At 69.1% G+C, this 16,479-nt stretch carries 15 protein-coding genes; 10 read left to right on the forward strand and 5 right to left on the reverse strand.

The features are described 5' to 3' along the window. Positions 1-42 precede the first annotated feature (42 nt). Positions 43-1,098, reverse strand: a complete 1,056-nt coding sequence (locus tag DCN14_RS26255; protein ID WP_096508648.1) for an alpha/beta fold hydrolase — start codon at positions 1,096-1,098, stop codon at positions 43-45. A 120-nt stretch (positions 1,099-1,218) separates the two neighbouring features. Between DCN14_RS26255 and DCN14_RS26260 the strand changes: the two genes are divergently transcribed. From DCN14_RS26260 to DCN14_RS26275, 5 genes are all read left to right on the forward strand, one after another. After that, positions 1,219-2,160, forward strand: a complete 942-nt coding sequence (locus DCN14_RS26260; RefSeq protein WP_115531448.1) for a LysR substrate-binding domain-containing protein — start codon at positions 1,219-1,221, stop codon at positions 2,158-2,160. A 294-nt stretch (positions 2,161-2,454) separates the two neighbouring features. Then, entirely contained in the window at positions 2,455-3,687 is a 1,233-nt protein-coding gene (locus DCN14_RS26265; protein WP_096508650.1) for an MFS transporter, read from the forward strand. Continuing rightward, positions 3,678-3,800: a hypothetical protein gene (locus DCN14_RS39045; protein ID WP_275404940.1), complete on the forward strand. Its 123-nt coding sequence runs from the start codon at positions 3,678-3,680 to the stop codon at positions 3,798-3,800. Before DCN14_RS26265 ends, DCN14_RS39045 begins: the two co-directional genes overlap by 10 nt. 480 nt (positions 3,801-4,280) lie before the next feature. Continuing rightward, a complete protein-coding gene (locus tag DCN14_RS26270) occupies positions 4,281-4,760 on the forward strand; it encodes an SRPBCC domain-containing protein (protein WP_096508651.1) in 480 nt (159 codons plus the stop codon). A 13-nt stretch (positions 4,761-4,773) separates the two neighbouring features. After that, complete coding sequence (locus tag DCN14_RS26275) at positions 4,774-5,226, forward strand: nuclear transport factor 2 family protein (RefSeq protein WP_096508652.1); 453 nt, start codon at positions 4,774-4,776, stop codon at positions 5,224-5,226. Positions 5,227-5,291: 65 nt separating this feature from the next. Here DCN14_RS26275 and DCN14_RS26280 read toward each other — a convergent pair whose 3' ends face one another. From DCN14_RS26280 to DCN14_RS26295, 4 genes are read right to left on the reverse strand one after another with little or no spacing between them, the layout of a single operon-like run. Next, positions 5,292-6,272, reverse strand: a complete 981-nt coding sequence (locus DCN14_RS26280; protein ID WP_096508653.1) for an acetyltransferase — start codon at positions 6,270-6,272, stop codon at positions 5,292-5,294. 17 nt (positions 6,273-6,289) lie between these two features. Further along, on the reverse strand, positions 6,290-7,081 hold the full coding sequence (locus DCN14_RS26285; RefSeq protein WP_096508654.1) for an SDR family oxidoreductase: 792 nt from the start codon (positions 7,079-7,081) through the stop codon (positions 6,290-6,292). 39 nt (positions 7,082-7,120) lie between these two features. Next, the gene (locus tag DCN14_RS26290) at positions 7,121-8,314 is read right to left on the reverse strand and encodes a sulfotransferase (protein ID WP_096508655.1); all 1,194 of its coding nucleotides are present in this window, start codon (positions 8,312-8,314) and stop codon (positions 7,121-7,123) included. Beyond that, positions 8,311-9,420, reverse strand: coding sequence for a DUF1214 domain-containing protein (locus DCN14_RS26295; protein ID WP_096508656.1), 1,110 nt, complete (start codon positions 9,418-9,420; stop codon positions 8,311-8,313). The genes DCN14_RS26290 and DCN14_RS26295 overlap by 4 nt, the downstream gene beginning before the upstream one ends. A 213-nt stretch (positions 9,421-9,633) precedes the next feature. Here DCN14_RS26295 and cysD point away from each other — a divergent pair, with 213 nt between their 5' ends. The 5 genes from cysD (at position 9,634) to DCN14_RS26325 (ending at position 16,432) form a co-directional block, all read left to right on the forward strand. After that, complete coding sequence (cysD, locus tag DCN14_RS26300) at positions 9,634-10,530, forward strand: sulfate adenylyltransferase subunit CysD (protein ID WP_096508657.1); 897 nt, start codon at positions 9,634-9,636, stop codon at positions 10,528-10,530. After that, positions 10,530-12,470 carry a sulfate adenylyltransferase subunit CysN gene (gene cysN / locus DCN14_RS26305; protein ID WP_096508658.1) on the forward strand — a complete coding sequence of 647 codons (1,941 nt, stop codon included), beginning with the start codon at positions 10,530-10,532 and terminating at the stop codon, positions 12,468-12,470. The genes cysD and cysN overlap by 1 nt, the downstream gene beginning before the upstream one ends. Before the next feature lie 121 nt (positions 12,471-12,591). After that, positions 12,592-13,779 carry a helix-turn-helix transcriptional regulator gene (locus DCN14_RS26310; RefSeq protein ID WP_096508659.1) on the forward strand — a complete coding sequence of 396 codons (1,188 nt, stop codon included), beginning with the start codon at positions 12,592-12,594 and terminating at the stop codon, positions 13,777-13,779. 255 nt (positions 13,780-14,034) lie between these two features. Beyond that, positions 14,035-15,396, forward strand: coding sequence for an MFS transporter (locus DCN14_RS26320; RefSeq protein ID WP_096508661.1), 1,362 nt, complete (start codon positions 14,035-14,037; stop codon positions 15,394-15,396). Continuing rightward, positions 15,383-16,432, forward strand: coding sequence for a beta-propeller fold lactonase family protein (locus tag DCN14_RS26325; protein WP_096508662.1), 1,050 nt, complete (start codon positions 15,383-15,385; stop codon positions 16,430-16,432). Before DCN14_RS26320 ends, DCN14_RS26325 begins: the two co-directional genes overlap by 14 nt. Positions 16,433-16,479 lie beyond the last annotated feature (47 nt).

A 16,479-nucleotide genomic window follows, 5' to 3' on the forward strand; every position in this document is an offset into this window, starting at 1 on the left:
GTCTTCATCGCCGCGCCGCGCACGGCTGCACGCCGCGCACGCTCACCCGTTCGCGGCGACGCCCGGCACGCCGCTTGCCGCCCGTCGCGCACGTTGGGCCGGATGACGCGCGTGAACGCTGCCCGGCGCGTCGGCCGGCAGCGCGCCGTGCTGCAGCCAGTACAGCGCGACCGGCCACAGCGTGTCGGTGAAGCGGCTGTGGAAGAACGCGAAGTGGCCGATCGCGTCGACGCCGATATCGCGCGGCGCGATCCGCAGGTGCGTGACGTCGCTGTCCGTGTAGTAGCCGACCAGCCGTTCGATCGCGTCGACCGTGCCGAACCCGTCGTCGTCGAGACCGATCGCGAGCATCGGCGCCGCGAGCCGCGCGAAACGGTCCGGCAACGCCGCGCGGCTCGCGGCGCTCTCGGCGAGCAGGCCGCGCGTGTAGGTGTCCTCGAAGCGCGGCTGCGATCGCACCCACGACAGCGCGACGCCGCGCGGCGTATCTTCCATCCAGCCGAGCCGTTTCGCGGGCACGTAGCCGAACACGGCCGCGAGCGCCGGCATCGCGACGTGCCACTTCCACCACATGCGCCGCCGCTCTTCCGGGCGATAGTCGCGCCAGTACGCATACTGCGCGCCGACGGTCACGACGTGACGCACGTGCGCGTTCGACGCCGCGAGCCCGAGCACACACCCGCCGATGCTGTGCGCGACGACGTCGAGCGGCTGGCCGGGAAACGCATCGAGCGCGTAGCGCAGCGCGGCCTCGCAATCGAGCCGCCCCCAGTCGAGCCAGTTCGCGCGCAGCTTCGCGAGCTGCGCGGGGCGCGATCCGCCGATCCCGCGATAGTCGTACACGAGCACGTCGCGCCCCTGCGCGAACAGCCACGCCGCGAAGCGGAAGTAATAGTCGCAACGCACCGAGGTCGCGCAATTGACGACCGTCACGGGCCGCGCGGCCCCGCCGCCCCCGCGATGGCGCCACACGTAGCCGCGCAGCGTGTAGCCGTCGGCCGCGCTCAGCGTCACGGGCTCGGGCGGCAACGCACCGGCCGCGCGCTCCGTCGGGCCCGCGGCCTGCACGGCACCGCCTGCTTCGTTCGAAATCGTCATCCTGTCTCCTGTGCCGCCCCGCATGACCCCGCGCCCGCGATCGTCGGCCAGCCTCCATTGAACTTGACGCGCCCCGCGTTCTCAACCAATCTTGCTGCTCCGTTCGCATGAGCCAAACGCATGTCAACGCCGCTCGTCCGTCTCCCGTCGCTGGACCTCGTGCGCGGCTTCGTCGCCGTCGGCCGCCGCATGAGCATCACGCTCGCCGCGCAGGATCTGTGCGTCACGCAATCGGCGGTCAGCCGCCAGGTGCATGCGCTCGAAGCGCATCTCGGCGTCGCGCTGCTGCAGCGCGGCTATCGCAAGATCGCGTTCACGCCGGAAGGCGAACGGCTGTTCCGCGCCGCGGATGCGGCATTGCTCAGCCTGCAGGACACCGTCGCATCGCTCGCCGCCGTGCGCGAGCGTCAGCCCGTCACGATCACCGCGAGCATCGGCGTCACCGCGCTGTGGCTGCTGCCGCGACTCGGGCGCCTGCAGGCGCGCCTGCCCGACATCGACTTGCGCGTCGCCGCGAACGACAAGGTACTCGATTTGCGCGCGGAAGGCATCGACCTGGGGATCCGCTACTGCCCGCGCGAGCGCGCGCCGGCCGGCGCACTGCGGCTGTTCGACGAGATCGTGGTGCCGGTCGCGCATCCGGCGCTCGCCGCGCGGCCCGTCACCGACGCGGCCGCGATCGCCGATCACGTGCTGCTCGAATTCGACGGGCCGCCGCAACCGCAACTGCAGTGGCGCGCGCATCTGCACGCGGCCGGGCTCGGCGATGCGCGCCCGAAGGGCGTGCTGCGCTTCAACCAGTACGACCAGGTGATCCAGGCCGCGATCGCCGGCCAGGGCGTTGCGCTCGGACGGCTCGCGCTCGTCGCGCCGATGCTCGCGGACGGGCGGCTCGCGGTGCTCGGCCCGCACTCGCAGGCGCTGTCGGATGCGTACGGCTACTGGCTGTTCCGGCATGATCCGGCCCCGCGGCGCGAAGTCGCCGACGTGCGCGACTGGATCGTCGCGGAAGCGGTCGAGTGCGATGCGGCGATGCATGTGTACGACGTGACGCAGCCGTAAGCCGGGCGCGATTTTCCGATTTTCCGCATCGGGCCGGAAAGTGACGCCGGCGCGGCATGGCAGGCTGGATCGCGTCTCGGCAAGCGATCCGGACGTATGCCCGCTCCGCCGCCGCCATCGTCCCGATTCGCACCGCCTGTCCGCACCGCTCCGTCCTGCATCGCCGCCAGTCCCGTCGCATTCCCACCACGCATGCGAACCCGACCGAATGATCGCTTGAGCGACATCGCGGCCGGATCGTCTAATCGGATCGAACGCGGCCCTCGCGCCGCATGCATTCATCCGGAGACACGCATGACCCCGATCGAACAAGACGTCCGGCGCCGCTGGCTGCCGGTGCTCGCCGGCGGCCTGATCATGGGCGCAGCGCTCGGCATCCGCCACGTGCAGGGACTGTTTCTCGCCCCCGTCACGCTCGACCACGGCTGGTCGCGCGAAGCGTTCGGCCTCGCGCTCGCGCTGCAGAACCTGATCTGGGGAATCGCGCAGCCGTTCACGGGAATGATCGCGGACCGCTTCGGGTCGCTGCGCGTGATCGTGGCCGGCATGCTGCTGTACGCGGCCGGGCTCGTCATGATGGCGCTGGCGGCATCGACCGGCGCGTTCACGGTCGGCGCGGGGCTCGTGATCGGCATCGCGCTGTCGGGTTCGGCCTTCGCGTCGATCTACGGCGCGCTGAGCCGCCTGTTTCCGCCCGACCGGCGCGGCTGGGCGCTCGGCGTCGCCGGTGCGATCGGCGGGCTCGGCCAGTTCTGCATGGTGCCGGTCGCGCAGGTGCTGATCGGCGGCATCGGCTGGCAGCATGCGTTCATCGCGCTGGCGCTCGTCGCGGCCTTGCTCGCGCCGCTCGCCATGTTCGTGCGCGACCAGCCCGCGCAGGCCGCCGGCCATGCGGACGGCCCCGACCAGTCGATCGGCGCGGCCGTGCGCGAAGCGTTCGCGCATCGCGGCTTCTGGCTGCTGAACGCCGGTTTCTTCGCATGCGGATTCCAGCTCGCGTTCATCGCGACCCACCTGCCCGCCTATCTGCTCGATCACGGCCTGCCGGCGCGCCATGCCAGCGTCGCGCTCGCGCTGATCGCGCTGACCAACGTGGCCGGCACCTATGCATGCGGCCATCTCGGCGGCCTGCTGCGGCGCAAGTACGTGCTGTCGGTGCTGTATCTCGTGCGCGCGCTGACGATGGCCGCGTTCGTCGCGGCACCGCTGTCGCCCGCGAGCGTCTACGTGTTCGCAGCCGTGATGGGCTTCACGTGGCTCGGCACGGTGCCGCTGACCAACGGCGTGATCTCGCAGGTGTTCGGCGTGCGCTACATCGCGACGCTGTTCGGCTTCGTGTTCTTCGGCCACCAGCTCGGCAGCTTCTTCGGCGTGTGGCTCGGCGCGCTCGTGTACGACGCGACGCATTCGTACCTGCCGCTGTGGATCGGCTCGATCGCGCTCGGCGTGCTGGCGGCGCTGCTGCACCTGCCGATCGACGACGCACGCGTCGCACGCCCGGCACCGGGCAAGGCCGCATGGGCCTGATCCGCACGGCGCTCGCCGCCGGCGCGCTCGCGTTCGTCGCGTGGTGCGGCGCGGCCTACTTCGATTCGGGCGTCGCGCTCGCGCTGCTCGAGCACGCGGCGTTCTGCGAGTGACGCGGCACGCCATGCCGCCCGCCAGGGACGATCGGCGGCGCAACGCGCCGCTAGCGACGCTTCGGCAACGTGGCCAGCGCATCGAGCGCGCGGCGGCACGGGCTGATCGGTCACGCGCAGATCGTCGCGGAACCACACGATCGCCGGAGCAACGGACGACTTGGCTGGCACTGACACCTCGCGGCAGGAAACTCAAAAGTGACCCGTATTGTCGCGGCAGGGTCGGGCGATGTCGATGTCCGGGATGCATGCTCCGCACGCCCAGGCGCCGCTGACCGGCGATGCCACAGTCCAATCGCCGAATCGCCGGCCCGGTGAAACGCCTTAGTCCATTCCGACGATTCTTCCCCGCGTGCACCGGCCTACGCTCGACGTCGGGTTCGCCGCGATGCGCGGCGCATCCGCCATACCCGCATACGCCGGCGACTCAGGCGCGCACTCGCGGTCCCGCCCTCCTCTCAATTTCACCCGATACCTGCCATGACCAAACCAGCCAACCTCGTCACCTCGATCACCGTCGACATCGACGCGCCCGCTTCCGTCGTCTGGGAAGTGCTGACCGATTTCCCGCGCTACGGCGAATGGAACACGTTCTGCATCGGCCTCGAAACGACCGGCCGGATCGGCGACTTCGTGTACATGCAGGTGCGCATTCCGGGCACGGACACCGTGATTCCGGTCAACGAGATCCTCGTCGCGTGCGAGTCCGGACGCCTGCTGTCATGGGAACAGCGCCCGACCGACGACAACAAGGACGCCGCGCGCCGCGATCAATACGTCGAAGCCGACGGCGCCGAACGCTGCCGCTACTTCACGACCGACCAGTTCCTCGGCGTCAACGCGGAAACGATCATGCGCGAGCACGGCGGCTGGGTGAAACAGGGGTTCGACCAGTGCGCGCGCGACGTGAAGCAGCGTGCGGAAGCCCTGCATGCGGCGCGCCGGCGCAAGCGTGCGTGACGGAGCACGATCGATGCCCGATTTGCAGACGCTCTCCGATCATCACGACATCCGCGAGCTGATCGTCGCGTATTCGAGCGCGATCGACGTGCGCAACTTCGACGCGCTCGATGCCGTGTTCACGCGCGACGCCGCGATCGACTATCGCGCGATGGGCGGCATCGCCGGCGCGTATCCGGACGTGAAGGCATGGCTGCGCACCGTGCTGCCGCAGTTTCCGCGGTACCAGCACATGGTGGGTAACGTATCGATCACGCTCGACGGCGACACCGCGCGCGGCCGCACGATCTGCTTCAATCCGATGGAAGTCGTGCTGCCGGACGGCGGCACGCAGGTGATGTTTCTCGGGCTCTGGTACGTCGACCGGTTCGTGCGTACGGCCCTGGGCTGGCGCATCGCCGAGCGTGTCGAGGAACGTTGCTACGGCCACAACGTGCCGCCCGTACTGGCGGGCGCGACCGGTTGAACCCGCACGCCGCATGACGCGCGCGCCGTGGCCTCGCGGCACGGCGCGCGTCCCGGCCCCTCGGGTCAGTCGAGACGGAATGCCGCTTCGAAGCGCGCGGCGAACGCGTCGAACTCGGTTTCCGGCAGATGGTTGATGCCGCCCGCGCGCTTGCGTCCGCCGCCGGTCGGGAACCCGCGGCAGAACTCGTCGGCGCCGAGCGGCCGGCCGTCGGGCACGCGCACGCTGACGACCAGCCCGCCCTGCGCACGCGGCGACAGCACCGCGAGCGCCGCATGCGGCGCGTTGCGCATCCGCTCGTTCGCGAGCATGCCCGTCGCGCGCCGCGCCCATGGATGATCCGGCATCCTGATCAGCGTCGCGCCCGGCACGTCGCGCAGCGGTGCGAGCGCGCACGCTAGCGCCATGTCGTCGCGGTAGCCGTCGCGCAGCGCGGCGAACACCGGCGTGCCGCGCACGAAGTCGAGCGGATCGACGCACGGCAGCATCGCGTCGGCCAGCACGGCAGGATCGAAATGCAGATCGCCGACGCACTCGCCATATGCGTTGTAGTTCAGATAGAGCCCGAGTTCGGCAAGCGTGCACCGCTCGGCTTCGTCGATCCCGTGCTCGCGCGCCAGCGCGTCGCCGAGCGCCGGCAATTCGTCGCCGAACGCCGCGACGATCGCCCAGCGCACGTGCCGGCCGTCGAGATAGCGATTCACGAGCGCGCTCGTGCAGACGTCGGCCGCCGTGTCGATATACGCGTCGAAACGCGCATCGCCCGGCAGATCGCCCGCGAAGTGATGATCGAAATAGCGGACCGCCGCGCCGTCGCGCAGCAGCCGTGCGCACGCGTCGCGATTCTGGTCGTGCGACACGTCGAGCACGGTCACGCGATCGCCCTCGCGCGCATCGATCCGCTCGAGCAGCTTGATGTCGCGCTTCACGCCCGTCACGAGCGTGCCCGACGCCCCTTCCGCGAGCCGCAGCTGCTGCAGCGCGCACAGGCCGTCCGCATCGCCGTTGAACGCGAAGAAATGCCGTCCCTGATGGTTTTCCCGCATGATCCGTTACTCCCTCCTCAGGGCATGAAATCGCCGCCGTTCGCATCGAGCGTCGCGCCGGTCACCGCGTTCGCGTAATCCGACGCCAGGAACAGCGCCGCGCGCGCGCAATCGTCGTCGGTCGGCAGCTTCGCGAGCGCGATGTTCGACGCGATCGGCGCGATGATCTCGTCTTCCGTCATCCCGTATTCGGCCGCGGCCTGCCGGAAATACGTCTGCGTCGGCACGCCCCACATCCAGCCCATGTGGATGCTGTTCGCGCGGATGCCGTGCACGCCGAGTTCGCGCGCCAGGTATTTTGCCGCAACCGCGAGCGCGCCCTTCGATACAGCGTAGCCCGATTCCCCTGCAAATGGCTTGCGGGTCGCCTGCGTGTTGATCATCACGATCGCGCCGCGCTTCTGCCGCTTCATGTGCGGCACGACTTCCTGCGTGAGCGTCATCGTCCCGAACACGTTGGTGTCGAACACCGCGCGCCAGCCGTCCAGATCGGCCTCCTCGACCGGCTCCGGAAACGTGCCGTGCACGAACGCGCTGTTCACGAGCGCGTCGATCCGGCCGAAGCGCTCGATCGTCTGTGTCGCGAGCCGCCGGCATTGCGCACGCTCGGCGATGTCGGTGCGCACCTTCAGCACGTCGCACGCAACGCCCAGCTCGCGGATCCGGGCCTCCGCATCGTCGAGCTTTTCCATCGTGCGCGCCGCGACCACCACGCCGCGCGCGCCCTCGCGCGCCGCCTCGACCGCAAGCTTCACGCCGAGCCCGGGCCCGATCCCGGAAATCACGACGATCTTGTCCTTCAGCAACATGGGTTGTCTCCTGGTTGTCGTTCGTCTTGCGGCGTGCCGTCAGCCGGCCGCCTGCAGGTGCCGCGCGCGATACGCGGCGAAGTCGTGCGCGAGCTGCGCATCGGTGAAGCCGAAGCGCGCGATCGAATAGTCGTGCGCCGCGCGCTTGTCGCGGCCGTTGCGCGCCATCCAGTCCGTCATCGCCGCGCGCTGCGCCGCATCGAGCGGCATCCCCGCGAAGCGGTACACGGCTTCGGCGACGCCGAGCGGATTCGATACGGTGTCCTCGAAACGCACGTCGAGAAACCGGTCGGCGGGCAGCGCGTCGCGCGCGCTCATCGCGGCGCCTATCGCGCGCGCCATCCCCGCGTTCCACTGCGCGCCGACCGCGAGCGGGTCCGGGTCGTCCGCATACATCTGCCACAGCGTGTGCGCCATGCTCGCCATCGACGGAATCGTCTGCGCCGGATCGCGGTGCGTGAGCACGACCTGCGCACGCGGAAACACGCGGCACAGCACGTCGAGCGCGTGCAGGTGCTGCGGCGTCTTCAAGAGCCAGCGCCCGGCCGGCGCGACGCCGCGCCGCGCCTTCTGCCACTGCAGGAACTGCAGCATCCGCTTCAGGTACGTATAGACCGGCGTCAGGTCCTGCTGCGCGAGCCACGCCGTGTAGCGCGGCACGTTCGCGTACGAATCCATCGCGCACACGAACGAATGCTCCATCAGCATGAATTCTTCGTCGGCGAGCATCGCGTCGAGCGGATGGATCGTCAGGATCTGCGGAATGCAGTCGATCATCGTCGCGACTTCGGCCTGCGCGCGCGCAATGCGCACGGTCGGCGCGGCGAGCGTCTCGCCGGCGAGCGGCGCCGGATAGCGCGTTTCCCACCATGCGGCCGAATGAAACCGCGCGTCGACGGCAAGCAGCCGCTGCAACAGCGTCGTACCGGTGCGCGGCAGGCCGACGATCACGAGCGGATCGTCGATCGCGATGTCGGCGATCTCCGGATGACGACGGAAGTAATCCTCGACGACGAGCCGGTTCACGAGCTGGCCGACGAGCTTCTCGCGCATCATCTGAGCGCCGCGCCCTGACAGCTTCGCTTCGTCGATCAGCGATGCGCACATCACGTCGAGCGCCTCGCGATACGGGCCGTCGCCGAACGCGGTAAGTCCGCCGGTGCGCGACACGGCCTCGGCAATCAGTCCGTCGGCGTCGAGCTGCGCGCGGATCGGGTCGAGCAGCGCGTTCATGCGGCCTCCTTCAGCGCGGCGAGCTTCACGACGCGCGTGCGCGGATGCACCGGCTGCGCGGCGCCGACCCAGCGCCAGCAGATCGTGCCCGTGCGATGCCCGGCCGTATCGAGCCAGTTCGCGCCGCCCGGCCGCGACGCGGCGACCACCACCGTCACGCCGCCGTCGGTATTCAGCCGCGCGCTGTGCTTGTTCACGCTGATGTCGAAGTTCCGGTAGTCGAGCGACTCCATCCAGTAGTTGTTGAGCTGCACGTTCCAGAAGTCGCAGTCCGGCACCGTGTCGACGTCGATCACCAGCGCTTCGTCCTCGGCCAGCGACCAGCACGAGTGGTAGTAGTAGATGTTCGGGTCGCCGCCGACCGACTGGCACAGCGCCTGGTCCGCGGGCGGCAGCGCGTTCACGTGCGACCCGTAGCTCGCGGCCCAGTCCGCGAACAGCTTCGACGTCTGCTCGACGAACTGCGCGGCGCGCGTGAGGCCGCCTTGCAGCGCGAGCGGATCGAGCGGCGCCGGCCGCTCGTGCGCGCCGATGCGCTCGATCTTCAGTTGCGCGGGCGTCTCCGCGCGCCTGTCGAGGAAGGTCTGGCGCACCAGCAGCGCGTTCGTGCCGGGCTCCATGCGCACCCAGTTGCCCGCGCGCGACGTCTCGCTCAGCACGATCTCGAAGCTGCCGTCCGGCGCGACCTCGAGTTGCTTCGCATCGAGAAAGCCCGTCTGCAGCATCTTGCCGTCGGTCTCGTACCCGCCCTTCTGCGTGCCGAAGCTCAGGTACGCGACCGTGCCGCGCCGCCCCGTCACGCGATATGCGCAGCGGCCGTCGATGCGTGCGTACTGGTAGAGGTTGTCGGGATTGTCGGCGCCGATCTTCGCGGTCTCGTGCGACGGCGAGAAGAAACCGGGCCACGCACCGTCCGCGAACTCGACGTGCATTTCGAGCGCGATGCGCATCAGCCGGCTCAGGTAGCGGAAACCTTCCGCCCGCGTAAGCGGATCGTCCGGCGCCTCGGTGCGCAGGATCTGCTGTCCGCTGCGCTTCAGGGTGTCGCAGAAATCGGCCCAGGTCTGGCCCGAAAGCAATTGCGTGGCACGTGTGTCGTCCGTCATGTGTCGTCTCCGCCGATGGTCGAGCGCTCACCTTAAGCGAGCGTCCGGCGCGCCACTTCGTCCGGGTGGACTAAGGAAAGATCCGCTGCCCGACGGCGCCCGGGGTTAGTCCACCCGGACGAAGAGCGGCACCGCCCGTGCTCGATACCTTGGTGCCATGCACGAAACGCCGCACATGTCGCGCGGCGCCGGCATGAAACAAGGAGACGAACGATGTTGACCCACTTGGAGCGGCTGGAGGCCGAGAGCATCCACATCATGCGCGAGGTGGTCGCCGAAAGCGAAAACCCGGTGATGCTCTACTCGATCGGCAAGGACAGCTCGGTGATGCTGCATCTCGCGATGAAGGCGTTCTACCCGGCGAAGCCGCCCTTTCCGCTGCTGCACGTCGATACGACGTGGAAGTTCCGCGAGATGATCGCGTTTCGCGACGAAACGGCCGAGCGCCTCGGCCTCGACCTGCGCGTGCACGTGAATCCCGACGGCCTGTCGAACGACATCAATCCGTTCGCGCACGGCTCGGCCGTGCACACCGATGTGTGGAAGACGCAGGGGCTCAAGCAGGCGCTCGACCACTACGGCTTCGACGCCGCGTTCGGCGGCGCGCGCCGCGACGAGGAGAAATCGCGCGCGAAGGAACGCATCGTGTCGCTGCGCTCGGAGCAGCACCGCTGGGATCCGAAGCGTCAGCGGCCCGAGCTCTGGTCGCTGTACAACGCACGCAAGCGCAAGGGGGAAAGCCTGCGCGTGTTCCCGATTTCCAACTGGACCGAGCTCGACATCTGGCAGTACATCCAGCTTCACGACATTCCGATCGTGCCGCTCTACTTCGCGAAGGAGCGCCCCGTCGTGGAACGCGACGGCGCACTGATCATGGTCGACGACGACCGCCTGCCGCTGCGTGACGGCGAAGTGCCGCAGATGCGCAAGGTGCGCTTTCGCACGCTCGGCTGCTATCCGCTGACCGGCGCGATCGACAGCGATGCGACATCGCTCGACGACATCCTGCAGGAGATGCGCGACACGCGCACGTCCGAGCGCCAGGGACGGCTGATCGACAGCGATTCGGCCGGTTCGATGGAAAAGAAGAAACAGGAGGGATATTTCTGATGGCACACGTTCTCGCTTCCCCCGACGCGCTCGCGCACGCGGCGTCCGATCTGCGCGATACGCCCGATACGCTCGACAGGCACACCGACGATACGCAAACGAAGGACCTGCTGCGCTTCATCACCTGCGGCAGCGTCGACGACGGCAAGAGCACGCTGATCGGCCGCCTGCTCTACGAATCGAACATGCTGTTCGACGATCAGCTGACGCAGCTCGAAGCCGATTCGAAGAAAGTCGGCACGCAAGGCGGCGAACTCGATTTCGCGCTGCTCGTCGACGGCCTGTCGGCCGAGCGCGAGCAAGGGATCACGATCGACGTCGCGTACCGCTTCTTCGCGACCGCGCGGCGCAAGTTCATCGTCGCCGATACGCCCGGTCACGAGCAGTACACGCGCAACATGATCACCGGCGCATCGACCGCCGATCTTGCCGTCATCCTGATCGACGCGCGCAAGGGCGTGCTCACGCAGACGCGCCGCCACAGCCATCTCGTCGCGCTGATCGGCATCAAGCGCATCGTGCTCGCGATCAACAAGATGGACCTGGTCGACTACGATCGCGCGGTGTTCGAACGCATCGATGCCGACTATCGCGCGTTCGCGGCCGAACTCGGTCTCGAGGAGATCGTCAGTATTCCTATGTCGGCACTACGCGGCGACAACGTGATCGCGCCGAGTTCTCGGATGCCGTGGTATGCGGGCCCGACGCTGATGCAGCATCTCGACACGCTACCGCTCGTCGAGCGCGTGACGCGCGACGAACCGTTCCGGCTGCCCGTGCAATGGGTCAATCGCCCGCACCTGAACTTCCGCGGTTACGCCGGCAGCATCGCGTCCGGCGAAGTCCGCGTCGGCGAGCGCGTGCGCGTGCTGCCGTCCGGCAAGGAGAGCCGCGTCGTGTCGGTGATCACGCCGGCCGGCGAAGCCGACGTCGCGCGCGCCGGCGAAGCGGTGACGCTCACGCTCGCCGACGAAATCGACATCAGCCGCGGCGACATGATCGCGCGCGCCGACGCGCCGCCGGAAGTGGCCGACCAGTTCGAGGCGACGCTCGTGTGGATGCACGACGAACCGCTGCTGCCGGGCCGGCCTTATCTCGTGAAGCTCGGCACGCAGACCGTCAGCGCCACCTGCGCGACGCCGAAATACAAGATCGACGTGAACACGCGCGAGCATCTCGCCGCGCGTACGCTCGCGCTGAACGAGATCGGCGTGTGCAACCTGAGCTTCGACCGGCCCGTCGCCTTCGATCCGTACGACCGCAACCGCCACACCGGCGGCTTCATCGTGATCGACCGCTTCACCAACGACACGGTCGGCGCGGGGATGCTGCACTTCGCGCTGCGCCGCGCGCACAACGTGCACTGGCAGGCCGTCGACGTCGACCGCGACGCGCGTGCGCTGCAGAAGGCGCAGACGCCGCGCATCGTGTGGCTGACCGGCCTGTCGGGCGCCGGCAAGTCGACGATCGCGAATCTCGTCGAACGGCGGCTGCATGCGCTCGGCAAGCACACGTACCTGCTCGACGGCGACAACGTGCGGCACGGGCTCAATCGCGATCTCGGCTTCACCGAGGCCGATCGCGTCGAGAACATCCGGCGCGTGGCCGAAGTCGCGCGGCTGATGCTCGACGCGGGGCTCATCGCGCTCGTGTCGTTCATCTCGCCGTTCCGCGCGGAGCGCGACATGGCGCGCGCGATGGTCGGCCCGGACGAGTTCGTCGAAGTGTTCGTCGACACGCCGCTCGCGATTGCCGAGGAACGCGATCCGAAGGGGCTGTACAAGAAGGCGCGCAAGGGCGAGCTGAAGCACTTCACCGGCATCGACTCGCCGTACGAGCCGCCCGCGCAGCCGGAATTGCGCATCGATACGGTGGCCGAATCGCCGGAAGCCGCGGCGGACCGGATCGTCGCGTACCTGCTGCGCGAACGCGCCGTATAAGCCGCTTCGGCGGCGTCGTACGGGCACGGCCCGCGTCGTCTACTCCGTTCGGATGACGCGGGCCGCTGGCCGGTCGGTATGCTGGGTCGGGAGCATTCACCCGATCGAGGAGAACACGAGCATGCTGATCGCGCTGGCGCCCGGCGATACGGCCGCGCACGACGGTTTCGACGACGCCGCCTGGAGCGCCCGCGAGCTGAGCGCGTGGCTTGGGCTCGTCTACCAGGGCCCGTCCGAAGCGACGCCGTGGGCGGGCTTTCTCGAAGCGATCCGCGTGCGGCTCGACGCGAGCTTCACGACGCTCGTGCTGCGCAATCCCGGCGGCACGCGGCGCGGACTCATCATCAACGCATCGAGCCACGGCCCGCTGCTGCCCGGCGAGCCGTCGTACAGCGAGCAGTTCTATGCGCTCTGCCCGTTTCTCGACCAGCCGGCCGGCCAGGTCTTCACGGCCGATGCGCTGTTCGGCGAAGCCCGCTGGCGCGCGCATGACTTCTATCGGCAATACCTGCAGCCGCTCGACCTGCGCTACATCCTCGGCGCGAACCTGCGCGGCGAGCGCGGCGTCGAATGCGCGTTCTTCGTGAGCCGCGCGCATGGCGGCCGCGAGTTCGACCCGGCCGAGCGCGCGCGGGTCGCCACGCTGCTGCCGCACCTGCAGCGCGCAGTCGAGCTGCACGCGGCGCTCGACGTGCTCGATGCCGAACGCGCGCTGTACGCCGGCACCGTCGACCGGCTCGATGTCGGCACCGCGATCGTCGACGAGGACGGTCGCGTGATCAAGCACAACCGCATCGCCGAGCGGCTGATCGAGCAGCAGAACGGCCTGTGCCTGCGCCAGGACCGGCTGCATGCGTCATGCCCGCTCGACGAGCGCCGGCTGCAGAAGGCGCTGCAGGCCGCGCTCGAGCATTTCCGCACGGGTGCGCTCGCGCGCATCGAAGCCACCACGCTGTCGCGCCCCGGCGGCGCGATGCCGTTGAACGTGCTGCTGCGCCCGCTCGCGCCCTATCGCGGCGCGCAGGACCGCCAGCACCGGCCGGCCGTGGCGGTCTTCATCCGCGATCCGGCGGCGTCGCCGCAGACGTCGCGCGACATGCTGCACCGGCTGTTCCGGCTGACGCCGATGGAAACCGAGATCGCGCTGCTGCTCGTCGACGGCCTGACGCTCGACGAGGCGGCCGCCGCGACCGGCATCACGAAGAACACCGCCCGCGCACACCTGCGCGGGATCTTCGCGAAAACGGGCGCGACGCGACAGGCCGTGCTCGTGAAGACGCTGCTGAACAGCGTCGTGTCGATGGCATAACGGACGACACACCGCCGGGCCGGCGTCGCCCGGCAGCAACCGGATACTCACACCCGATGTCATACGTCATCGGATGTGATTCATCCGCTGCACGGCTTCATGACATTCCCCAATATCTGAACAATTCCCGGGTAAACCCGCAACCTCATGGATCGATCTCAGGCGTACCATGTTGTACGACAACATACTACTTAACCCATCACCTCGACGCCAACGCGGGCCGCCGCCCCGTTCGCCGCCCGACCGGAGACTCCGTTGACCTCGCCTGCCCTGTCCGGCCGCGACCCGCTCGCGTCCGCCGTCTCGAAAGTGAAGTGGCACGTGCTGCCGCTCGTGCTGATCATGTTCATCGCGAACTACATCGACCGCGTCAACGTCGGCTTCGTCGACCGCCACCTCGAGGCGTCGATCGGTATCGGCGCGGCCGCCTACGGGCTCGGCGCCGGCCTGTTCTTCGTCGGCTACGCGCTGTTCGAAGTGCCGTCGAACCTGTTGATGCAACGCTACGGCGCGCGCCTCTGGCTCGCGCGGATCATGGCGACCTGGGGCATCGTCGCGGCCGCGATGGCGTTCGTATGGAACGACACGTCGTTCTACGTGCTGCGCTTCCTGCTCGGCGCGGCCGAGGCCGGCTTCTTCCCCGGCGTCGTGCTGTACCTGTCGCAATGGCTGCCGCCGCAGGAACGCGGCAAGGCGATGGCGATCTTCCTCGGCGGCTCCGCGTTCGCGTCGGTGCTGTCCGGCCCCGTGACGGGCGCGCTGCTGTCGGTCCACGGCCTCGGCCTGCAGGGCTGGCAGTGGATGTTCCTGATCGAAGGGATGTTCTCGGTCGCGCTGTGCGGCGCGAGCTGGCTGCTGCTGAAATCGCACATCGGCGACGCGACGTGGCTCACCGCCGACGAACGCACGGCGCTGCAGAACGCGCTCGACGAAGAGCGTGCGATCCGCGACGGGCGCTCGACCGTGCGCGTATCGGCCGCCACGCTGCTGCGCGACCCGCAGATCGTGCTGTTCTGCTTCCTGTATTTCGCGATCCAGCTGACGATCTACGCAGCCACCTTCTGGCTGCCGACGATCATCCGCAAGATGGGCGGCCTCACCGATTTCCAGGTCGGCCTGTACAACACGATTCCGTGGATGATCGCGATCGGCGCGATGTACGGCTTCGCGGTGCTGTCCTCGAAATGGAAGCATCCGCAGCGCTGGCTGTCGTTCGCGCTCGTGCTCGCCGCGTGCGGGCTGTTCGCGTCGACGTCGCATGACCCGGTCTGGTCGTTCGTGTCGATCTGCTTCGCCGCGCTCGGCTTCAAGGCCGCGTCGTCGCTGTTCTGGCCGATTCCGCAGGGCTACCTCGACACCCGCGTGGCCGCGGCCGTGATCGCGCTGATCAACTCGATCGGCAACCTCGGCGGCTTCGTCGCGCCGACGGCCTTCGGCTATCTGAAGCAACATACGGGTTCGATCACGGGCGGCCTGTATGCGCTCGCGATCGCGTCCGTCGTCGCCGCGGTCGCCGCGCTGTTCGCGCGCACGCACCGGCGCGGCGATCCGCCGCGCGGCCTGCCGGCCGACGATTCCTTCACGAACACCGCAATGCTCCGCCATGCCGAACACTGACCGCCTGACCGTCGTCGTCTCGAATGCCGCCGACGGCGACCTCGCCACGTTCTCGCTCACGTCCGACGGCGCGCTCGCGCCGCTCGCCCGCTACCCGGCCGGCGACGTCGCGATGCCGATCGCCGTGCAGCCCGATCGCGCGCGGCTCTACGTCGCAACGCGCGGCGAGCAACCGACGATCGTCGCGTTCCGCGTCGCGGCCGCGACCGGTGCGCTCGCGCGTATCGGCACGACCGCGATCGACGCGAGCCACGCGTACCTGTCGCTCGATCGCGGCGGCCGGTGGCTGCTCGGCGCGTCGTACGGCGGCAGTTCGCTGAGCCTCTACGACGCCGCGCGCATGCGCGACGGCGACGGCGCGCCGCTGCAGGTCGCGGACGGCATCGCGAACGCGCATGCGGTCGTCGTGTCGCCGGACAATCGGTTTGCCTACGTGAGCTCGCTCGGCTCGGACCGGATCTTCACGTTCGCGCTGGTCGAGGATGCCGGCGGCCTGCGCGCGCACGAACACGGCGAAACGCGCGTGCCGGGCGGCTTCGGCCCGCGTCACCTGCGCTTCGCGCGCGACGGCCGTACGCTCGTCGTGGTCAGCGAATTCCTCGCGACGCTCGCCACGTTCCCGCGCGACGCCGACAGCGGCCGCCTCGGCGATGCACGCGTGAGCGCGCGCCACCCTGCCGTCGCCGGCCTCGCACAAGGCCATGCGCGCCCGCCCGCGCCGGTCGAGCCTTCCGTCTGGGCCGCCGACGTCCACCTGACGCCCGACGAGCGCTTCGCGTACGTCAGCGAACGCACGTCGAGCCAGTTGCTCTGCTATCGCCGCAATGCGGACGGCACGTTCGAACCCGCGCACGCGACGACCACCGAAACGCAGCCGCGCGGCTTCACGATCGATCCGTCGGGACGCTGGCTCGTCGCGTGCGGCGAGCAATCGGAATACGTGTCGGTGTACGCGATCGCGCCGGACGACGGCGTGCTGACGCCGCATGCGCGCGTACCGGGCGGCCGCGGTGCGAACTGGGTGGCGATCGTCTGATCGATTGATCGGCACCGGCCTCGCGAGCGATACCGGTCCGCGCCGCT

Origin of the sequence: Burkholderia sp. IDO3 (assembly GCF_003366075.1) — a bacterium.
GTDB classification, from domain to species: domain Bacteria; phylum Pseudomonadota; class Gammaproteobacteria; order Burkholderiales; family Burkholderiaceae; genus Burkholderia; species Burkholderia anthina.

What these genes read in the sequence shown, in the direction of transcription:
- DCN14_RS26255 (WP_096508648.1), bottom strand. Translation starts at nt 1,098, where the DNA reads ATGACGATTTCGAACGAAGCAGGCGGTGCCGTGCAGGCCGCGGGCCCG.
- DCN14_RS26260 (WP_115531448.1), top strand. Translation starts at nt 1,219, where the DNA reads ATGTCAACGCCGCTCGTCCGTCTCCCGTCGCTGGACCTCGTGCGCGGC.
- DCN14_RS26265 (WP_096508650.1), top strand. Translation starts at nt 2,455, where the DNA reads ATGACCCCGATCGAACAAGACGTCCGGCGCCGCTGGCTGCCGGTGCTC.
- DCN14_RS39045 (WP_275404940.1), top strand. Translation starts at nt 3,678, where the DNA reads ATGGGCCTGATCCGCACGGCGCTCGCCGCCGGCGCGCTCGCGTTCGTC.
- DCN14_RS26270 (WP_096508651.1), top strand. Translation starts at nt 4,281, where the DNA reads ATGACCAAACCAGCCAACCTCGTCACCTCGATCACCGTCGACATCGAC.
- DCN14_RS26275 (WP_096508652.1), top strand. Translation starts at nt 4,774, where the DNA reads ATGCCCGATTTGCAGACGCTCTCCGATCATCACGACATCCGCGAGCTG.
- DCN14_RS26280 (WP_096508653.1), bottom strand. Translation starts at nt 6,272, where the DNA reads ATGCGGGAAAACCATCAGGGACGGCATTTCTTCGCGTTCAACGGCGAT.
- DCN14_RS26285 (WP_096508654.1), bottom strand. Translation starts at nt 7,081, where the DNA reads ATGTTGCTGAAGGACAAGATCGTCGTGATTTCCGGGATCGGGCCCGGG.
- DCN14_RS26290 (WP_096508655.1), bottom strand. Translation starts at nt 8,314, where the DNA reads ATGAACGCGCTGCTCGACCCGATCCGCGCGCAGCTCGACGCCGACGGA.
- DCN14_RS26295 (WP_096508656.1), bottom strand. Translation starts at nt 9,420, where the DNA reads ATGACGGACGACACACGTGCCACGCAATTGCTTTCGGGCCAGACCTGG.
- cysD (WP_096508657.1), top strand. Translation starts at nt 9,634, where the DNA reads ATGTTGACCCACTTGGAGCGGCTGGAGGCCGAGAGCATCCACATCATG.
- cysN (WP_096508658.1), top strand. Translation starts at nt 10,530, where the DNA reads ATGGCACACGTTCTCGCTTCCCCCGACGCGCTCGCGCACGCGGCGTCC.
- DCN14_RS26310 (WP_096508659.1), top strand. Translation starts at nt 12,592, where the DNA reads ATGCTGATCGCGCTGGCGCCCGGCGATACGGCCGCGCACGACGGTTTC.
- DCN14_RS26325 (WP_096508662.1), top strand. Translation starts at nt 15,383, where the DNA reads ATGCCGAACACTGACCGCCTGACCGTCGTCGTCTCGAATGCCGCCGAC.